The organism is Streptomyces sp. NBC_01006, from assembly GCF_045162725.1.
GTDB lineage: Bacteria > Actinomycetota > Actinomycetes > Streptomycetales > Streptomycetaceae > Streptomyces.
In genome coordinates this window covers 5367026-5384218 of the sequence record NZ_CP108700.1, presented here as the reverse complement: position 1 = coordinate 5384218, position 17193 = coordinate 5367026, and the positions used below count along the sequence as shown (strand labels likewise).

Sequence of the window (17193 nt, the reverse complement as noted above, 5' to 3'; positions counted from 1 at the left end):
CCGCTGGTCCTCGACGCCGACGGCGCGTACACGGTGACCGACCCCGATTCCGGCCACGTCCGCCACTTCGCGGAGGACGGCGCGCTGCTGCAGGTCGACGACCGGGGCGGCGCCTGGATCGCCTTCTCGTACGACGAGTCCGGCGCCCCGAACGCCGTCTCCCACAGCGGCGGCCACGAGCTGCGCCTGACGTCGTCGGACGGCCGAATAACCGGGCTGGCCCTGGCGGACGGCACCCAAGTCCTCCGCTACGGCTACACGGACGGCCACCTCACGGACGTCACGAACTCCTCGGGCCGCCCCCTGCGTTTCGGCTACGACGCGCTGGGCCGGATCACCTCGTGGACCGACACCAACGACCGCCACTTCGACTACGTCTACGACGAGCAGCACCGCTGCATCGCCCAGTCCGGCACCAACGGCCACCTCGACGTCCGCTTCACCTACGAGCCGGGCCGCACCACCCTCATCGACTCCCTGGGCCACCGCACCCACTTCCTGGTCAATGACCGCGCCCAGATCACCGCGGAGATCGACCCCACGGGCGCGACGACGCGCTTCGAGCACGACCGGTTCAACCGCCTGCTCTCCCGCACCGACCCGCTCGGCCACACCACCCGTTTCCGCTACGACGAACAGGGCCGGCTCACTGCGGTGGTCCGCCCGGACGGCCGCGAGATCCACGCGGCGTACGACGCCCTGGGCCTGCCCGTCGAAGTCGTCCACCCGGACGGCCGGGTGACCCGCCAGACGTACGACGACCACGGAAACCGCACCTCCGTCACCGATCCGTCCGGCATCACGACCCGGTTCTCGTACGACGTGCGCGGCCACTTGGCGGCGGTGACGGACGCCTTGGGCCAGACGACGACAGTGCGCTCGGATCCGGCGGGCCAGGTGGTATCGACGACGGACCCGCTGGGCGCGACGACTCAGTACGTCCGCGACGCCTTCGGCCGCCCTGTCGCCGTCACCGATCCACTCGGCAGCACCACGTACTTCACATGGAGCGTCGAAGGTCGCCTGCTGCACCGTCTGAACCCCGACGGCAGCACGGAGTCGTGGACGTACGACGGTGAGGGCAACTGCCTGACCCACACGGACCCGGTGGGCGGGGTGTACGACCCTGCGGGCCGCCTGGCCACCGAGTCGGACTTCGACGGCCGCACCCTCACGTACGGCTACGACGGCGCCGGCCGCCTCAGCGCACGCACCAACGCGGTGGGCGAGACGACGGAGTACGAGCACAACGCACTCGGCCAGGTGCTCCGCAAGGACGCCGCCGGCCGGGTCACGTCGTACGCGTACGACTCCTTCGACGCCCTCGCGACCGCGGTCTCCCCGGACGCGACGGTCACCTGGCTCCGCGACGAGGCGGCCAGGCTGGTCTCGGAGACGGTGGACGGCCGCACGCTCACGTACGGGTACGACGCGCTGGGCCGCCGCACGCACCGCACCACCCCCACGGGGTCGGAGTCCTCATGGACGTACGACGCGGCGGGCAGGCGCTCGACGCTCACCACCGCGGGCCGCACGCTGAGCTTCGACCGGGACGCGGCGGGCCAGGAACTGACCCGCACGCTGAACCCGCTGCTCTCCCTCACCCACGAGTACAACGACATGGGCCGCCGGACCGCGCAGTCGGTCGTGGGCCAGGACGGCCGCACCCTCCAGCGGCGCGGCTACAGCTACCGCGCCGACGGCTACCTGACCGGCATCGACGACTCGGTCACCGGCCCCCGCACCTTCACGCTCGACGCTGCGGCCCGCGTCACGACGGTGGAGGCGACGTCCTGGTCGGAGCGGTACGCGTACGACGAGGCCGGCAACCAGACGCACGCCTCCTGGCCGACCCGCCACCCGGGCGCGGAGGCGGTGGGCGAGCGCACGTACACGGGCACCCGCATCACCCACGCGGGCTCGATCCGCTACGAACACGACGCCCTGGGCCGCGTCACCCTCCGCCAGAAGACCCGCCTCTCCCGCAAGCCGGACACCTGGCGCTACGAATGGAACGCGGAAGACCAGCTGACGGAGGTCACCACCCCGGACGGCACGCGGTGGCGGTACACGTACGACGCCCTGGGCCGCCGCACCGCCAAGCGACGCCTGTCGGAAGACGGCACAGTGGCAGAGGAAGTCCTCTTCACCTGGGACGGCACGACCCTCTGCGAGCAGACCACCGGGGGCGTAACCCTCACCTGGACCCATGAGGGCCTGCACCCCCTCACCCAGACGGAACGCCTCGAACAGGCGGAAATCGACGACCGCTTCTTCGCGATCGTCACCGACCTGGTCGGCACCCCGACCCAGCTCCTCGCCGAAGACGGCACGACGGCGTGGCGCACCCGCACCACCCTGTGGGGCACCACAACCTGGAACAGCGACGCGACGGCCTACACCCCGCTCCGCTTCCCGGGCCAGTACTACGACCCGGAGTCCGGCCTCCACCACAACTACTTCCGCACGTACGACCCCGAAACGGCCCGCTACCTCTCCCCGGACCCCCTGGGCCTCACCCCGGCCCCGAGCCCGACCACCTACGTCACCAACCCCTACACGTGGTCAGACCCGCTGGGCCTGGCCCCATGCTTGAAGGACAAGTGGCAGGAGAAGGCAGACTTCTCAAGCCAAAAGATCATGAGCAAGAAGTTTCATGCACACGCCAAAGATTTCATGGAGGAGCCCGGGAACCTCAACGGGAAAAATCTTAAGCGGTTCGAGCAGGAACTAAGGGATCATATGAATGATCCCGACACGAAGATCTATCGATTCCACTACAGAAAGAACGGGGACATCGCCGTTGGGTTCATCGATTCGGAAAGGAAGATGGTGATGCTACATACCGACGGACGCGTCCGCACCGCTTACAAGCTCAGCGAACTCCAGTTCTCCGACATCGTGGATAAGGCATTCCTGTGGTGAGCGAAGAAAATCGACACATCAAGCAAGGAGCGGGCTTCGCCGCAAGCGTCATGTCGGGTGGAACGTTTCGCGCCGAGTGGCTGCACCAAAGAGCCAGGAAGGTCGTACCTTTTCCCGTATCGGGGAATTTCGGCGCCAGACTAGTCCGCCGGGTCCTTGAGGCATCGAAGAGTAGCGGATTTGATCACGTGCTCGCCGGGCCCATCCTGCCGGACATACAGGCCTCCCCGTTCATCACAATTTCAACGAATTCGACATGCGACATTTGGCACAGTCCATGGCCAGACGAAGATACCCTCATCGCCCTCCCAGATTTTTCGGGAGTCCTCCTCACAGCTGCCGGGTATGCCCTCATGGCCGGGGATGAGAAATTCATCAGGAAAACCGTTCCAGAAGGGGTCGCTCAGGCTGTAGTCAATTTCCGCCGATTCACGAAACGCACATCCATCAATGTACCTGCCGAGCTGATATTGTGGGACGAATCACCGGCGAGCCACAGGGAATTTGGAAAACCGTACTCTACGCCCGCGCATTCCGCCGCCGGTGAGCAACTCGAACTGATGAGGTCCCTCTCAGCCGGCGCCATCACGCCAGCAATGTTTGCCACCTTGTGGCTGGCTGCTCGCCGCACATCGCTGGAGCGCGGCGAACGTGTCGGGGAGAAACTCTCGCGCATCTTCAACATAGTGTTCTATGCATTGGACGACTATCCGATCGACCCGTCCCTGAGAGAAGAGGGCGACGTGTCGGACGCGGAACTACTTGCCTGCGTCGTAGAGGCTCTCCAAGCCGCCGACAGCCTCGAATAGGCCAGTTGGCACCGTCCCCGAACGGGTCAGCGCGGGGGCGGGGGGTGCGGGGGGCACGCAGGATGGGGGTATGGGTCGAAACTTGGTGCGGGGTGCCGTGGCCGTTGTCGTTGCTCTCGGGCTGGCCGGGGTCAGCGGGTGTTCCGACAGTGGTGAGGGCAAGCCCGAGGCCGGGGGGACCCCCGGGGCCGCGCCGCTGAAGTGGGGGGAGTGCGAGGCTCCCGATGTCGCCGAAGGCGGGGGGCAGGCGCCGCCCAAGGACTGGGAGTGCGCCACGCTCCACGTGCCCCTCGACTACGCCAAGCCCGAGGGCGAGACGATTCCGCTCGCGCTGATCCGGGCCAAGGCCCGGGACAAGAGCAAACGGCTCGGCTCGCTCGTGTTCAACTTCGGCGGGCCCGGCGGGTCCGGGATCAGTACGCTGCCCGGCGCCGCCAAGGAGTACGAGGCCCTGCGGGCGCGGTACGACCTCGTGAGCTTCGACCCGCGCGGGGTGGGGCGCAGCGCTCCCGTCCTGTGCGAGAACGACAAGCAGCTCGACGCCTACTACGCACAGGATTCCTCGCCCGAGACGCCCCAAGAGGAACAGGCCTTCGTCGGGAATCTGGAGAAGTACCAGAAGGCCTGCAAGGACAAGTCCGGGCACCTCCTGCCCCACGTCGGCACCGAGAACGCCGCCCGCGACCTCGACCGGATCCGGCAGGCCCTCGGCGACGAGAAGCTGAACTACTTCGGGATCTCCTACGGCACCGAGCTCGGCGGGGTCTACGCCCACCTCTTCCCCAAGAACGTCGGCCGGGCCGTCTTCGACGCCGTCGTCGATCCGACCCAGACCTCCGAGGAGGGAGCGCTCGGCCAGGCCAAGGGGTTCCAGCTCGCCCTCGGCAACTTCGCGCAGGACTGCGTGAACCGCGGCGACGAGTGCCGGCTCCAGGGCAGCACCGCCAAGGAGATCGAGGACAACATCATCAAGCTCCAGAAGAGCCTGGCCGACAAGCCCATCCCCGGCATCGGCGGCCGGATGCTCACCGACTCCGCCGCCACCAACGGCATCGCCCAGGCCCTGTACTCCAAGGAGCTGTGGCCGCTGCTGGAGCAGGGGCTCGACGAGGCCGACGGCGGGCAGGGGCAGCTGCTTATGGCGCTCTCCGACGCGCTCAACGGCCGCGACCAGCAAGGCCATTACAGCAACATCGGCTCGGCCAACACGGCGATCAACTGCGCCGACTCCAAGGGCCGGTTCACGCTGGCGCAGACGAAGGCGAAGCTGCCCTCCTTCCGCACCGCCTCCCCCGTCTTCGGGGACTTCCTCGGCTGGGCCCTGATGAGCTGCACCGACTGGCCCGTCCCGGGCGCCTGGGAGACCCCGGACGTCTCCGCCCCCGGCTCCGCGCCCATCCTGGTGATCGGCAACACCGGCGACCCGGCCACCCCGTACGAGGGCGCCCGCAAGATGGTGGAGCGGCTCGGGCCCGGCGTCGGCGTGGAGCTCACGTACAAGGGCGAGGGGCACGGCGCCTACAACAGCGGCGACAAGTGCGTGCAGGCCGCGGTGAACAACTACCTGCTCGACGGGAAGGTGCCCCCCGGCAACACCGTCTGCACCCCGGCCTAGCAAGAGAGAAGGCCCTTACCCCGCCCGCGGGGTAAGGGCCTTCTCGACCGTTCTAGTAGACCGGCTTCTCGGGCTCGATCTGGTGGACCCAGCCGATCACGCCGCCGCCCACATGCACCGCGTCCGCGAAGCCCGCGGACTTCAGGACCGCGAGGACTTCCGCACTGCGGACACCCGTCTTGCAGTGCAAGACGATGCGCTTGTCCTGCGGGAGGTCCTGGAGGGCGGTGCCCATCAGGAACTCGCCCTTGGGGATCAGCTTCGCGCCGGGGATCGAGACGATCTCGTACTCGTTCTTCTCACGGACGTCGATGATCTCGATCGGCTCGTCGTTGTCGATCCACTCCTTGAGCTGCTTCGGAGTGATCGTGGAGCCGAGCGCCGCCTCCTGGGCCTCCTCCGACACGACGCCGCAGAAGGCCTCGTAGTCGATGAGCTCGGTGACCGTCGCGTTCGGACCGCAGACCGCGCAGTCGGGGTCCTTGCGGACCTTGACCTGGCGGTACTGCATCTCCAGGGCGTCGTAGATCATCAGGCGGCCGACCAGCGGCTCGCCGATGCCCGTGAGGACCTTGATGGCCTCCGTCACCTGGATGGACCCGATGGACGCGCAGAGCACGCCCAGCACGCCGCCCTCGGCGCAGCTCGGAACCATGCCCGGCGGCGGGGGCTCCGGGTACAGGCAGCGGTAGCACGGCCCGTGCTCGGACCAGAAGACCGAGGCCTGGCCGTCGAAGCGGTAGATCGAGCCCCACACGTACGGCTTGTTCAGCAGCACGCAGGCGTCGTTGACGAGGTAGCGCGTGGCGAAGTTGTCCGTGCCGTCGACGATGAGGTCGTACTGGCTGAAGATCTCCATCACGTTCTCGGCTTCGAGCCGCTCTTCGTGAAGGACCACGTTCACGTACGGGTTGATGCCCAGCACGCTGTCGCGAGCCGACTCGGCCTTGGAGCGGCCGATGTCCGCCTGGCTGTGGATGATCTGGCGCTGGAGGTTCGACTCGTCGACCTCGTCGAACTCCACGATGCCCAGCGTGCCGACGCCGGCCGCGGCCAGGTACATGAGGGCGGGGGAGCCGAGGCCGCCCGCGCCCACGGCCAGCACCTTGGCGTTCTTCAGGCGCTTCTGGCCGTCCATCCCGACGTCCGGGATGATCAGGTGGCGGGAGTACCGACGGACCTCGTCAACGGTGAGCTCAGCAGCTGGCTCGACCAGGGGTGGCAGCGACACGGGGACTCCGTAGATGGTTAAGTCTTAACGGTGGTTCTTCCCGTAACACTGCCACGCCCTTCTTCATTCCGAGACACCCGGTCCGATCCGCGAGACGATTTCGTCCCAGTACGCGGGCATCGAGGCCCACGGATCGCGGCCTGCGTCCCCGCCCCGGTCGGTGAACCAGATCGTGCCGGCGCCCTGCCAGCGGGCGATCCGGACGGCCTCCTCCAGATGTGTCCGCGGCACCCCGTGGACCAGGTGGCAGAAGCGCTCGTGCGGGTGCTCGGCGGTCCATTCCGCCACCTGCGACCAGCGGTAGTCGGCCCACGCCCCGGAGAAGGTGACCAGCTGGTCGGCGGCCTCCGCGTAGCCCTCATACGGGTGCGTGCCGTGTCCCAGCACGATACGGAGGCCCTCGCCGAGGCTGCGCAGGGTGTCGGCGACCCGGCGCACGGCGGCCAGCTCGGCCCGGTCCGCCGGGGCCTCGGCCAGGTAGAAGCCGCCGACCCGGTACCAGTCGAGGAAGCGGTGGGCGTCGGAGACCAGCTCGCCGAACGAGCGGGTACCGTCTCGCATCGCGAGATGGCCGAGGACGGTCCCGCCGGCCTCCCGGAGCTTGGCCGCGGCCTCCGTGCAGTGCGGGTCGGGCCGGCCGCCCGGCCCGTCCGTGACGTTGAGCACCGTCCAGTGCAGCGGGGTCCCGGGCCGGGTCAGCTCGGCCCACTCGACGGGCGCGAGCAGCGGGTGGGCGTACCCGGGGACGCCGAGGCCGAGGCGGCCCGCCTCGGTCGCGGCGGCCGCCGTGGCCGCGGTCGTCAGATGCGGCACGCCGCCTCCATCCAGATGTCCGCGAGGGATTCCTCCAGGCCGATCCGGGGCCGCCAGCCCAGCCGGTCCCGGGCCGTGCGCACATCGGCCTGCTGCCAGGCGCCGCAGCCGTCGGGGTACGGGTACGGGGGCGTCACCGCACCGGCGGCGAGCTGTTCGGCCGTCGCCTCGGAGCGCGGGGAGCCGATGGCGGCGAGCCCCGGCGGCCGGCCGCCGCCCTGGAGGCCGTGGCCGTGACCGTGGCCCTGCCCGGGCCCGTGACCCGGTCCGTGGCCGTGCCCCTGCCCGTGGCCCGGCCCGTGCTGGCCCTGCTGCGGTACGTCCAGCTCGTGCAGGGCGCCCCCGTACCCGGCGACCCGGGCCAGCACCGCCGCCGCGTCCCGCAGCCGGACCGCGCGCCCGGTGCCGATGTTGACGACGCCCTGGGCGGCCGAGAGCGAGGCGGCGTGCACGGCCCGCGCCACGTCCCGTACGTCCACGAAGTCGCGCTGGACGCCGAGCCCGCTGAGCTTGAGCTCGCCGTCCCCGTTCTGCATCGCGCGGCGCATCGCCTCGGCCAGCCGCCCGAGCGGGGATCCGGCGGGGGTGCCGGGCCCGACGGGCGAGAAGATCCGCAGCACCACTGCGTCCAGCCCCGACCCGAGCACCAGCTCGGTGGCGGCCAGCTTGCTGACGCCGTACGGCCCGCCCGGTCTCGGGACGGCGTCCTCGGCCGTGGACGATCCGGGCTGGCTGGGCCCGTACTCGGCGGCGCAGCCCAGCTGGACGAGACGGGCCCCGCAGCCGCTGCGCCGCAGGGACTCGCAGATGGTGGCCACGGCGACGGTGTTGTGCCGGGTCAGCTCCCGGGCCCCGCCGCGGGTGGCCCCGGCGCAGTTGATGACGACGCCGGGGTGGACGGCGTCGAGGAACCGGGTGAGGGCGCCGGGGCTGCCGGTGGCGAGGTCGAAGCGGACGTCCGCGTCGTCGCCGCGGCCGAGCGCGGTGAGCTGCACGGCGGGATCTGCGAGCAGCCGGTCGGCGACGTAGCGGCCGAGGTATCCGTTGGCTCCGATCAGCAGCACCCTCATCGCGCGTCCCCTTGGTTGGTTGGCTGGCCGGTCATCCTGTGTCTCCTTGGTCGGTGGTCGGGGGGATCGGGGGTAGGGGTGGGTACGGCTCCGTAGAGCGGCGGCGGGATGGGGGGGCGGGGCGGCCGGGCTCAGGGCCGGGCGTGCGCGGACGCCCGGGACAGCGCGAGGACGGCGTGTACGAGGAGTCCCGCCGCGGCGGCGGTCACCGCCAGCGGGGTCGGGACCAGGGCGAGGACCAGGGCTGCGGCGACGGGCCCGCGCGGGGCCCCGTGCCCGAGCAGCAGGCGGGTCAGGAACAGCAGCACGGCGAGCGGTACGGCGACGGCGAGCGGGGTCCCGGCGAGCTCGGCCGCCCCCGCGGCGGCCGCGCCGAAGGCCGAGGCGGCCGCGACGAGCAGCGGCCGGGCCCGGTCGGCGAAGTCCTCCAGGGCCCGGCTCCCGGCGAGCCGGCTCCGGGCGCGGCCGGCGAACACGGCGCCGACCAGGTGTCCGGGGGCCGCGGCCAGTGCGAGGCCGACCCCGAGCGCGGCGCCTTCGCGGTACACCGCCCAGCCGACGGCGGCCGCGGCGAGCAGGAGCACGGCGTACGGGAACCGCCCTGCGGCGGGCCGCCCGGGCCGGGCGGGCCACACCAGGGCGGCGACGGTGACGAGCACGGCGAGGGGCGCGGCGAACGGCACTCCGGCGGCGCTCGCCCCGAGCGCGAGCGCCCCGGGGAGCACGGCGTACCCGAAGCCCCGTAATGCCCGGGCGTCGGAGGGCCGGACGACGGAGGGCACGGCCGGCTCGTCCCCGCGCGGGGTGCGGGCGTAGAGCTCCTCGGCGAGCGAGAACACGTCCCGGTGCCGGAAGCGGGCGGCGGTGCGGTCGGTGATGCCCTGCGCCTCCAGCCCGGCGGCGATCTCCAGCGGGTCCACGGCGCGCTCGCAGAGCGCCCGGTGGCGGTGCAGCAGGGTCTTGACGGGATCCCCGGCGGACCTGCGGCGGGGGGCCGAGGCGACGGGGGCGGCTTCGTCCAGGGTCATACGGTCGCCTCCGTGGCCGTGGTGGTGGTCGTACTCGGGTTCTGCGCGCCCGGGACCGTCGCGGCCGCGCCCTGCGCGCCCGGGACCACCGCGACCGCGGCCTGCACGCCCGCGGTCTGCATACCCGGGGCCGTCATGCCGGCGGTCTGCCCACCCGAGGTCGTCATGCCTGCGGTCGTCATGCCTGCGGTCGGCGCGCCCGGGGCCGTCGCGCCCGCGGCGTGTGCGCCCGGGGTCGGCGCGCCCGGGGCCGTCCCGGTCGGGGTCTGCGCGCCCGGGGCCGTCGCGCTCTCTCTCCGCGCCGAAGCGGAACCCGCACCCCGCCCCGGGACGACCGTCCGGTCCGCCCCCGGACCCGCCCACGTCGGGCTCGTCCAGTGCCCCGGAACCCGGGCCTCCGGGGGCTGTTCGAACGGGATCCCGCCCTCCGCCCGGGCCGGTCCGCGGGCCAGCAGCTGGAGGTAGATCTCCCGGAAAGCGGCCACGTTCTGCTCTACGGTGAACAGCTCCAGGGCCCGCGCGCGGGCGGCCGCGCCGAGCCGCTGGGCCCGCTCGGGGTCCCGCAGCAGCGACAGGCAGGCGTCGGCCAGCGCCCGCGGGTTGCGCGGCGGGACGACCAGACCCGTACCGCCGATGACCTCGCACACGGCGCCTACGTCGGTGGAGACGGTGGCCCGGCCGCAGAGCATCGCCTCGGCCAGCGTGATCGGGAAGCCCTCGATCACCGAGGACAGCACGACCACCCGCCCGGAGCCGTACGCGTGGGCCGGCGAGGGGGCCTCGGGTCCGCCGATCTCCTCGAAGGTGACGGGGTTCTCCCCGACCGTGACGGCGTCGGCGGCCTCGTCCGGGAAGAGCTGCGCGGCGAGGGAGCGGCAGTCGGCGAGGTAGCCGGGGACCACGGCGGTGGCGAAGATCCGCAGCCGGGTGTCCGGCGCGGCCCGGCGCACCTCGGCGAAGGCGTGCAGCAGGGCGATCAGGTCCTTGGCGGGCTCTATCCGGCCGACCCAGACCAGGGTGTCCGGGTCCCCGCAGTCCGGGTCCTCGCCGACGGTGGCGAATCGGTCCGCCTCCATCCCCGGGTACACCGTCCGCAGCCGGTCGCGGGTGGCGCCGCAGCGCTCCTGCCAGCGCCGGGCGTGCGCGTTGCCGGGGGTGAGGAGGTCGGCCTCGGCGTAGATCTCGGTGGCCAGCCGCATGTGGAAGGCCGAGAGCAGGGCCCGTACGGCGGGCCGCGGTGCGGTTCCCCGCCCACCGGTTCCGCCCGTCCCGCCCGTCCCGCCGGGAGCCGGGGGGTCCACCGCGTGCTCCAGGTAGTGGGCCCGGAGCTGGACCCCGTACTCCGTGACCAGCAGCGGAACCCCGAAGAAGCGTTTGGCCAGGAGGCCGGGGAGCGCCGCGATCCCGCCCGCCGCAGCGTGGCAGACGTCGACCTCGCGCAGGTCCTCGTACCAGTCGAGGGACAACGGCCGCAGCAGCCGCTCCAGTTCGTCGACGAAGTCCAGCAGATCGGCCACCTGGGCGCGCTGTACGGAGCGGCGCGCGCCGGGGGCCCGGCAGCCGGACTCCACCGCCCGTACCGCGGTCTCGGAGCGCAGCGCCGCGTACATTCCGCCCTCTTCGCGGGCGAGTTCGGCCAGCCCGTACAGCCCGGCGGCGAAGGCCTCGGGCTCGGGCTCGCCCGCGCAGATCCCGCGGACCAGCTCCTTGAAGCTGTCGGCGAAGCGCCGGCGCTCACGCCGGGAGTACGTGCGCCCGTCGTCCGCCGGGGCCCAGAGCGGGGCGGTCCAGACGCGGGTGACGTGCTCGGGCAGGACGACCCGGCCGCGCTCCTCCTGCTCGGCGCTGCGGCTCAGCGCGTAGAGCTCGAACTCGTGCTGCGGCAGACCGCGGACCAGCCGGTCGCACCACAGCCGCGCCTCTCCCGTCGCATACGGATAACCACCTTCCGTGAGCAGTCCGATCCGCACGAGTGGCACCCCCGATCTCCCGTTCAGGCGGTCGCCGTGGTCCGGTGACCCGCCGCGGGAAACTCAAGCGGATATGCCGAAGGCGCGACGGACGGTTGTCCGTCGCGCCACCGGAAGGGGTGAAGAGTCGTAACTTTCGCCCACGGTCCGCGTTCGAGCGCGCTAGAAAGGGCCTGCGGCCCTCGTGTACCTCACGCGCCTCCCGTGGCTCCCGCGCCTCCCACGACTCCCGCACCCCTCAGGGCCGGCGCGACAACCTTCCGGGCCGGCACGGCAGCCGCCAGGGCCGGTACGGCGGCCAGCAGTTGCCGCGTGTACGCGTGCCGGGGGCGGTCGTACACCTCGTCCACCGGGCCCTCCTCGACGACCAGGCCGCCCCGCATGACGGCGACCCGGTCGCTGACCTGCCGGACCACGGCGAGGTCGTGCGCGATGAAGACCAGCGCGATCCCCAGCTCCCGCTGGAGCTCGGCCAGCAGGGCCGTGACCTGCGCCTGCGTGGTCACGTCGAGTGCGGAGACGGGCTCGTCGCAGACGATCAGCCGCGGCCGGGGCGCCAGGGCCCGGGCGATGCCGACCCGCTGGCGCTGGCCGCCGCTGAACTCGTGCGGGTAGCGGTCGCGGTGCCCGGCCTCCAGCCCGACGCGGGCCAGGAGTTCCCCGACCCGGGCCCGGATCGCGGCCTCGTCGCGCTCCCCGGCCGCACGCAGCGGGTCGGCGATGGACTCGCCGACGGTGCGGCGCGGGTTGAGGGAGGACGCCGGGTCCTGGAACACCATCTGGACTCCGGGGACCACGCCCGCGGTCGCCCGGCCGTCGTGGCGGACCTGCCCGGAGCCGGGCTCCAGCAGGCCGACGAGCATCCGCCCGAGGGTGCTCTTGCCGCTGCCGCTCTCCCCCACGATGCCCAGCGTCTCCCCCGCCCGTACGGAGAGCGAAACCCCGCCGACGGCGGTGACGCGCCGCTTGCCCCGCCCGAACTCCCGCCGCAGCGAGACGGCTTCGACGACGGGCACGCCCGACTCGGCACCGGCTGCCGCACCGGCCGGCCGCGGCTCCCGCGGACCGTCCAGCCTCGGTACGGCCGCCAGCAGGTCCTTCGTGTACGCGTGGACCGGCGCGGTCAGGACCCGCCCCACCGGGCCGCGTTCCACGACGGCGCCGTCCCGCATGACCAGCACTTCGTCCACGCTCTGCGCGGCCACGCCGACGTCGTGCGTGACCAGCACCAGCCCGAGCCCGCGCTCCTCGCGCAGCCCGTGCAGCAGTTCCAGGATCTGGGCCTGCACGGTGACGTCGAGCGCGGTGGTCGGCTCGTCGGCGATCAGCAGCCGCGGCTCGCAGGCCAGCGCCATGGCGATCAGCACCCGCTGCCGCATGCCGCCGCTGAACTCGTGCGGGCGCGCCCGCGCGCGGCGCGCCGCGTCGGGGATGCCCACCCGGTCCAGTACCTCGACCGCCCGCGCCCGCGCGGCGCGCCGCGAGACGTCCGCGTGGATCCGGTGCACCTCGGCGATCTGGTCGCCGACGGCGTAGTACGGGTCCAGGGAGCTGAGCGGGTCCTGGAAGACCATGGCGGCGGTGCCGCCGCGCAGCGCGCGCAGTTCCGCGGCCGGGGCCGTACCGACGTCCGTGCCGCCGACCCGGACCGAGCCGCCGAGCCGGGCGCCGGTCCCGCGGTGCAGCCCCAGCAAGGCCGCGGCGACGGTGGACTTGCCGCTGCCGGACTCGCCGACGACGCCCAGGGCGCCGCCCGCCTCCAGCGTGAAGGAGACCCCGTCGACGGCCCGTACGTACTGCGCGGGCCCGTCGACCGGGAACTCGACCGTGAGGCCGGCCACCTCCACCAGCAATCCGCTCATGTCAGCGCCACCCTTCGGTCCGCGAGCGCGTACAGCAGGTCGGCCACGGCGCCCGCGACGACCACGGCCGCGCCGATGGCCAGGACGACGCCGACCACCACCGGCAGGTCCACGACCCGCACCCCGTCGATCAGCGTCTTGCCGAGCCCGGGGATCCCGAACAGCGACTCGGTGAGCACCGCGCCGCCGATCATCGTGCCGAAGTCCACGGCGCTGAGCGCGATCACGGGGGCCACCGCTCCGCGCACCGCGTGCCGGGTGACGATCGCCCGCTCCCCCACCCCGTAGGCGCGGAAGGTGCGGATGTGGTCCTCGGCCAGCGTCTCCAGGGTGGAACTGCGGGTGAGGCGGGCGTACTTGGCGCTCTCGAAGAAGCCGAGGGTGATCCAGGGCGGCAGCATGTTCCAGGCCCACTGCTCGGGGTCCTCGCCCAGCGGCACGTACGTCGGGAACGGCAGCCACTGCAGGTACGCGCAGACCGCCATGAGCAGCAGCAGTCCGAGGATGAACACGGGCGTCCCGGTCCCGGCCAGGGTCAGCACGGTCAGGGCGCGTTCCGTCAGCCCCCCGCGGCGCAGCGCGGACAGCAGTCCGGTGCCGACGCCGACGACGAGCCAGATCACCAGGGCTCCGAACGCCAGCGACAGGGTGGCCGGCAGCCGGTCCAGCAGCAGCTCGGTCACCTGCTGGTCGTTCTGGTACGAGAACCCCAGGCAGGGCGCGTCGCAGTGCAGCACCAGTCCGGCGCCGCCGGAGTAGTCGCGGCCGGTGAACAGCCCCTGGAGGAAGTGCAGGTACTGGACGACCACCGAGTCGTTCAGCCCGAGCTGCTCGCGCACCTGGGCGACCTGCGCCGGGTTGCACCGCTCCCCGCACGCGAGGCGGGCGGGGTCGCCGGGGGCGACGTAGAAGAGGGCGTAGACGGCGACGGACAGGGCGAGCAGGACCAGCAGTGCCCCGCCGAGCCGTTTGAGCGTGAAGCGCGTCATGCGCCCAGCCCCTTCCTGGTGCCGACCCGCAGGCGAGAGCCCTCGCGCGGGTCGAGGGCGGTGCGGACCCCGTCGCCGAGGACGGTGAAGGCGAGCACGGTGACGAAGAGCAGCCCGGCGGGCAGCAGGACGTAGGTGGGGTCGGCGCGGAACCAGGTCTGCGCGCTGGACAGCATCTGCCCCCAGGACGGGGTGGGCGGTTTCACGCCGACGCCGAGGAAGGAGAGCGAGGCCTCGACCACCATGTTGGTGGGGACCTTGATCGCGGCGAAGGTGATGACGGGCGCGGCCAGCGAGGGCAGCAGCTCGCGGCGGGCGATCCGCAGCGTGCTGTTGCCCGAGAGCCGGGCGGCCTCGACGAAGTCCAGGCCGCGCAGGGTGAGGGTCTGGGCGCGCACCATGCGCGCGGTGCCGCCCCAGTCGAGGAGCCCGATGACCACGATCAGCAGCAGCGGACGCGGGAAGTCGGGCGGGACGACGGCGGTCAGCGCGATGGCGAGCACGAGCATGGGCAGGGCGATCATCACGTCGGTGACGCGGCCGATGAACTGGCCGACGTAGCGGTTGCCGAGCGCGCCGAGGAGTCCGGCGGCCACTCCGATGAGGACCTGCACGACGGTCGCGCCGAGCGCGACGAGCAGCGAGACCCTGGCTCCGTAGAGCAGCCGGGTGAACAGGTCGCGGCCGGTGCCCGGCTCGACGCCGAGCCAGTGCTCCGTGGAGATCCCGCCGAAGGAGCCGATCGGGACGCCGCCGCGCGCGGAGTCCACCAGCTCGTCGTGGTAGGCGTTCGGGTCCTGGCCGGCGAGGTGCGCGAACAGCGGTGCGGCGAGGGTGAGGAGGACGAGGAGGGCCAGGACGGCGGCTGCGAGCACGGCCGAGGGCCGTGCTCGCAGCCGCCGCCAGACCTGCCGTCCGGCGTCCGGGCCCGGGGCGGTGGCCCCGGGCCCGGACGCCGACGGGTGGGCGGCGAGGAGCGTCACTTGACCGCGGCCTGCGAGACGTCGAGGACACCGGTCCAGTCGCTGATCACGACGTTCTTGACGTCCTTGCCGACGATCCGCTTGTAGACCGGGTGGAAGAGCGGCACGTCGAGGGCCTGCTCACCGATCTTCTTGTCGAGCGCGCCCCAGCGCTTGCCCGCCTCGGTGAGGTCGGTCAGCTTGGCGATCTCGTCGATCTCGGCGTTGACGGCCGGGTCGTTCAGCTGCGCGTGGTTGTAGTTGGTGCCGTTGGTCACGATCTGCCGGCCGTCGAAGATCGGCGCGAGGAAGGGGCCGCCGGAGGGCCAGTCGGCTCCCCAGCGGGAGAGGAAGAAGCCGGGGGTGTTCTTGACGTCCCAGCGCTTCTCGTTGAACGCGTTGTTCTCCAGGCCCTCCAGCTTGACGGTGATCCCGGCGGCGGCGAGCGCCTGCTGCGCGGCGGTCGCGACCTCGGGGCTGGTCTGCCGGTTCTGCGCGGTGGAGTGGGTGAGGGTGATGCTCAGCCCGTCCGGGAAGCCGACCTCCTTCAGCAGTTCCTTGGCCTTGGCCGGGTCGCCGGTCTTGCCGGCCGGGAAGTGGTCGTACGGGGTGTGGCCGAAGGCCTTCTGCTCGGGCAGGAAGGTGGTGGCCGGCTCGGCGAGCGCGGAGCCGCCGGCCGCGTTGATCACGCTGGTGCGATTGATCGCGTACGAGATGGCCTGGCGCACCTTCGGGTTGTCGAAGGGGGCGACCTTCGGGTTGAAGGCGAGGTAGTTGGTGTAGCCGAAGTGCCCGGTGCCGACCCGCGAGGCCAGCTCGCTCTTGTCGCCGGAGCCGCCGATCTGGGCGAGCTCCGCCGGCCCCAGGTTGGTGTCGGTGGTGACGGCGGCCGCGTCGGCGCCCGAACTGGTGGACAGCCGCTGGTTGATGACCGCGGCGTCGAGTCCCGAGCGGACGTCGATGCGGTCCGGGTAGGCCTTGCGCTCCTCGTCGGTCTTCGGGCCCCAGTTCCCGTTGCGCTCCAGGGTGAGGTGCTCGCCGTCGTTCTCGTTCTTGACGACCTTGTACGGGCCGGAGGAGACGGGGTGCTCCTCGTACTTCACCCCGGTGTCCTTGGCCTTGGGGACGGGCGCGAACTGCGTCTGCGTGGCCACGAAGGGGAACTCGCCCTCGGGCTTGCGCAGTTTGAAGGTGATCGTCTTCGCGTCGGGCACGAGGATCGAGTCGAGGCCCTTGCCGCCGTCCTTGTACGGGCCCTCGTAGCTCTCCCCACCGACGAGCCAGTCCCGCAGGTACGGGGCTCCGCCCGACAGCTCGGCGGCGAAGGACCGCTCGATGCCGTACTTGATGTCGGCGGTGGTGATCGGGGTGCCGTCCTCGTACGTCAGCCCGTCCTTGAGCGTGTACGTCCACTCGGTGGCGTCGGCGTTGGGCCTGCCGGTGTCGGTGGCCAGGTCGGGCACGACCTTGGTGCCCGCGGCGCCGTCCTCGCGGTTGCGGGTGGTGAGCGTACGGAAGACCAGCGAGGGGATGTTGCCGCCGCCGGAGGTGTAGAGGCGCGCCGGGTCGAAGTCGTTCTGCGGCTCGGAGTTGAGGACGGTCAGGGTGCCGCCCTTCTGCGGGGCGCCGCCCGCGGCGCCGGGCTTCCCGGAGGACTGGTCCGCCGCGTCCTTGGGCCCGCACGCCGCGGCGCCTCCGGCCAGGACGAGGCTGACGGCGACCGCGGCCACGCGGAGCGATGTATGGGACTGACGGGACATGGGAAAAGGGACCTCTCGGCGTGGATTGCTCGGCTTCGGGCACCGAATGGAATGACGGAGAAGGCCACGCGAGGGGCAGCGGTCAGCAGTCGGAAACCGGCAGCACGCCTATACGGCTGCATGCCGGTGGAACGAGAAAGCCGCGCCTGCGGGCATGGA

The 17193-nt window shown here is 72.0% G+C and carries 12 protein-coding genes; 3 read left to right on the top strand and 9 right to left on the bottom strand.

Annotation, left to right across the window (positions count from 1 at the left end; translation table 11 throughout):
* Nucleotides 1-33: 33 nt before the first annotated feature.
* The 3 genes from OG509_RS24800 (at nt 34) to OG509_RS24790 (ending at nt 5349) form a co-directional block, all read left to right on the top strand.
* On the top strand, nt 34-2925 hold the full coding sequence (locus tag OG509_RS24800) for an RHS repeat-associated core domain-containing protein (protein WP_406184703.1): 2892 nt from the start codon (nt 34-36) through the stop codon (nt 2923-2925).
* Nucleotides 2922-3734: a hypothetical protein gene (locus tag OG509_RS24795; RefSeq protein ID WP_406184702.1), complete on the top strand. Its 813-nt coding sequence runs from the start codon at nt 2922-2924 to the stop codon at nt 3732-3734. The genes OG509_RS24800 and OG509_RS24795 overlap by 4 nt, the downstream gene beginning before the upstream one ends.
* Nucleotides 3735-3804: 70 nt before the next feature.
* Entirely contained in the window at nt 3805-5349 is a 1545-nt protein-coding gene (locus tag OG509_RS24790) for an alpha/beta hydrolase (protein ID WP_406184701.1), read from the top strand.
* A 52-nt stretch (nt 5350-5401) separates the two neighbouring features.
* Here the strand turns inward: OG509_RS24790 and moeZ are convergent, their stop codons facing one another.
* The 9 genes from moeZ to OG509_RS24745 form a co-directional block, all read right to left on the bottom strand.
* Nucleotides 5402-6580, bottom strand: coding sequence for an adenylyltransferase/sulfurtransferase MoeZ (gene moeZ, locus OG509_RS24785; RefSeq protein WP_403724902.1), 1179 nt, complete (start codon nt 6578-6580; stop codon nt 5402-5404).
* A 63-nt stretch (nt 6581-6643) separates the two neighbouring features.
* Nucleotides 6644-7393, bottom strand: a complete 750-nt coding sequence (locus OG509_RS24780) for a spherulation-specific family 4 protein (RefSeq protein WP_406184700.1) — start codon at nt 7391-7393, stop codon at nt 6644-6646.
* Nucleotides 7381-8463, bottom strand: a complete 1083-nt coding sequence (locus tag OG509_RS24775) for an NAD-dependent epimerase/dehydratase family protein (protein WP_387282841.1) — start codon at nt 8461-8463, stop codon at nt 7381-7383. Before OG509_RS24775 ends, OG509_RS24780 begins: the two co-directional genes overlap by 13 nt.
* A 131-nt stretch (nt 8464-8594) precedes the next feature.
* A complete protein-coding gene (locus OG509_RS24770) occupies nt 8595-9491 on the bottom strand; it encodes a hypothetical protein (RefSeq protein WP_406184698.1) in 897 nt (298 codons plus the stop codon).
* Nucleotides 9488-11461 (bottom strand): GT4 family glycosyltransferase PelF, encoded by a 1974-nt coding sequence (gene pelF / locus OG509_RS24765; RefSeq protein WP_406187672.1) that lies wholly within the window; start codon nt 11459-11461, stop codon nt 9488-9490. The genes OG509_RS24770 and pelF overlap by 4 nt, the downstream gene beginning before the upstream one ends.
* Nucleotides 11462-11652: 191 nt before the next feature.
* A complete protein-coding gene (locus OG509_RS24760) occupies nt 11653-13323 on the bottom strand; it encodes a dipeptide ABC transporter ATP-binding protein (RefSeq protein ID WP_406184697.1) in 1671 nt (556 codons plus the stop codon).
* A complete protein-coding gene (locus OG509_RS24755) occupies nt 13320-14312 on the bottom strand; it encodes an ABC transporter permease (protein WP_406184695.1) in 993 nt (330 codons plus the stop codon). Before OG509_RS24755 ends, OG509_RS24760 begins: the two co-directional genes overlap by 4 nt.
* Nucleotides 14309-15295: an ABC transporter permease gene (locus OG509_RS24750; RefSeq protein ID WP_406184693.1), complete on the bottom strand. Its 987-nt coding sequence runs from the start codon at nt 15293-15295 to the stop codon at nt 14309-14311. Before OG509_RS24750 ends, OG509_RS24755 begins: the two co-directional genes overlap by 4 nt.
* Nucleotides 15292-17034, bottom strand: a complete 1743-nt coding sequence (locus tag OG509_RS24745; RefSeq protein WP_406184692.1) for an ABC transporter substrate-binding protein — start codon at nt 17032-17034, stop codon at nt 15292-15294. Before OG509_RS24745 ends, OG509_RS24750 begins: the two co-directional genes overlap by 4 nt.
* Nucleotides 17035-17193 lie beyond the last annotated feature (159 nt).

Bases quoted from the DNA above. Each gene is read 5' to 3' on its own strand.
- OG509_RS24790 (WP_406184701.1), top strand. From the start codon at position 3,805: ATGGGTCGAAACTTGGTGCGGGGTGCCGTGGCCGTTGTCGTTGCTCTC.
- OG509_RS24775 (WP_387282841.1), bottom strand. From the start codon at position 8,463: ATGAGGGTGCTGCTGATCGGAGCCAACGGATACCTCGGCCGCTACGTC.
- OG509_RS24770 (WP_406184698.1), bottom strand. From the start codon at position 9,491: ATGACCCTGGACGAAGCCGCCCCCGTCGCCTCGGCCCCCCGCCGCAGG.
- OG509_RS24760 (WP_406184697.1), bottom strand. From the start codon at position 13,323: ATGAGCGGATTGCTGGTGGAGGTGGCCGGCCTCACGGTCGAGTTCCCG.
- OG509_RS24755 (WP_406184695.1), bottom strand. From the start codon at position 14,312: ATGACGCGCTTCACGCTCAAACGGCTCGGCGGGGCACTGCTGGTCCTG.
- OG509_RS24745 (WP_406184692.1), bottom strand. From the start codon at position 17,034: ATGTCCCGTCAGTCCCATACATCGCTCCGCGTGGCCGCGGTCGCCGTC.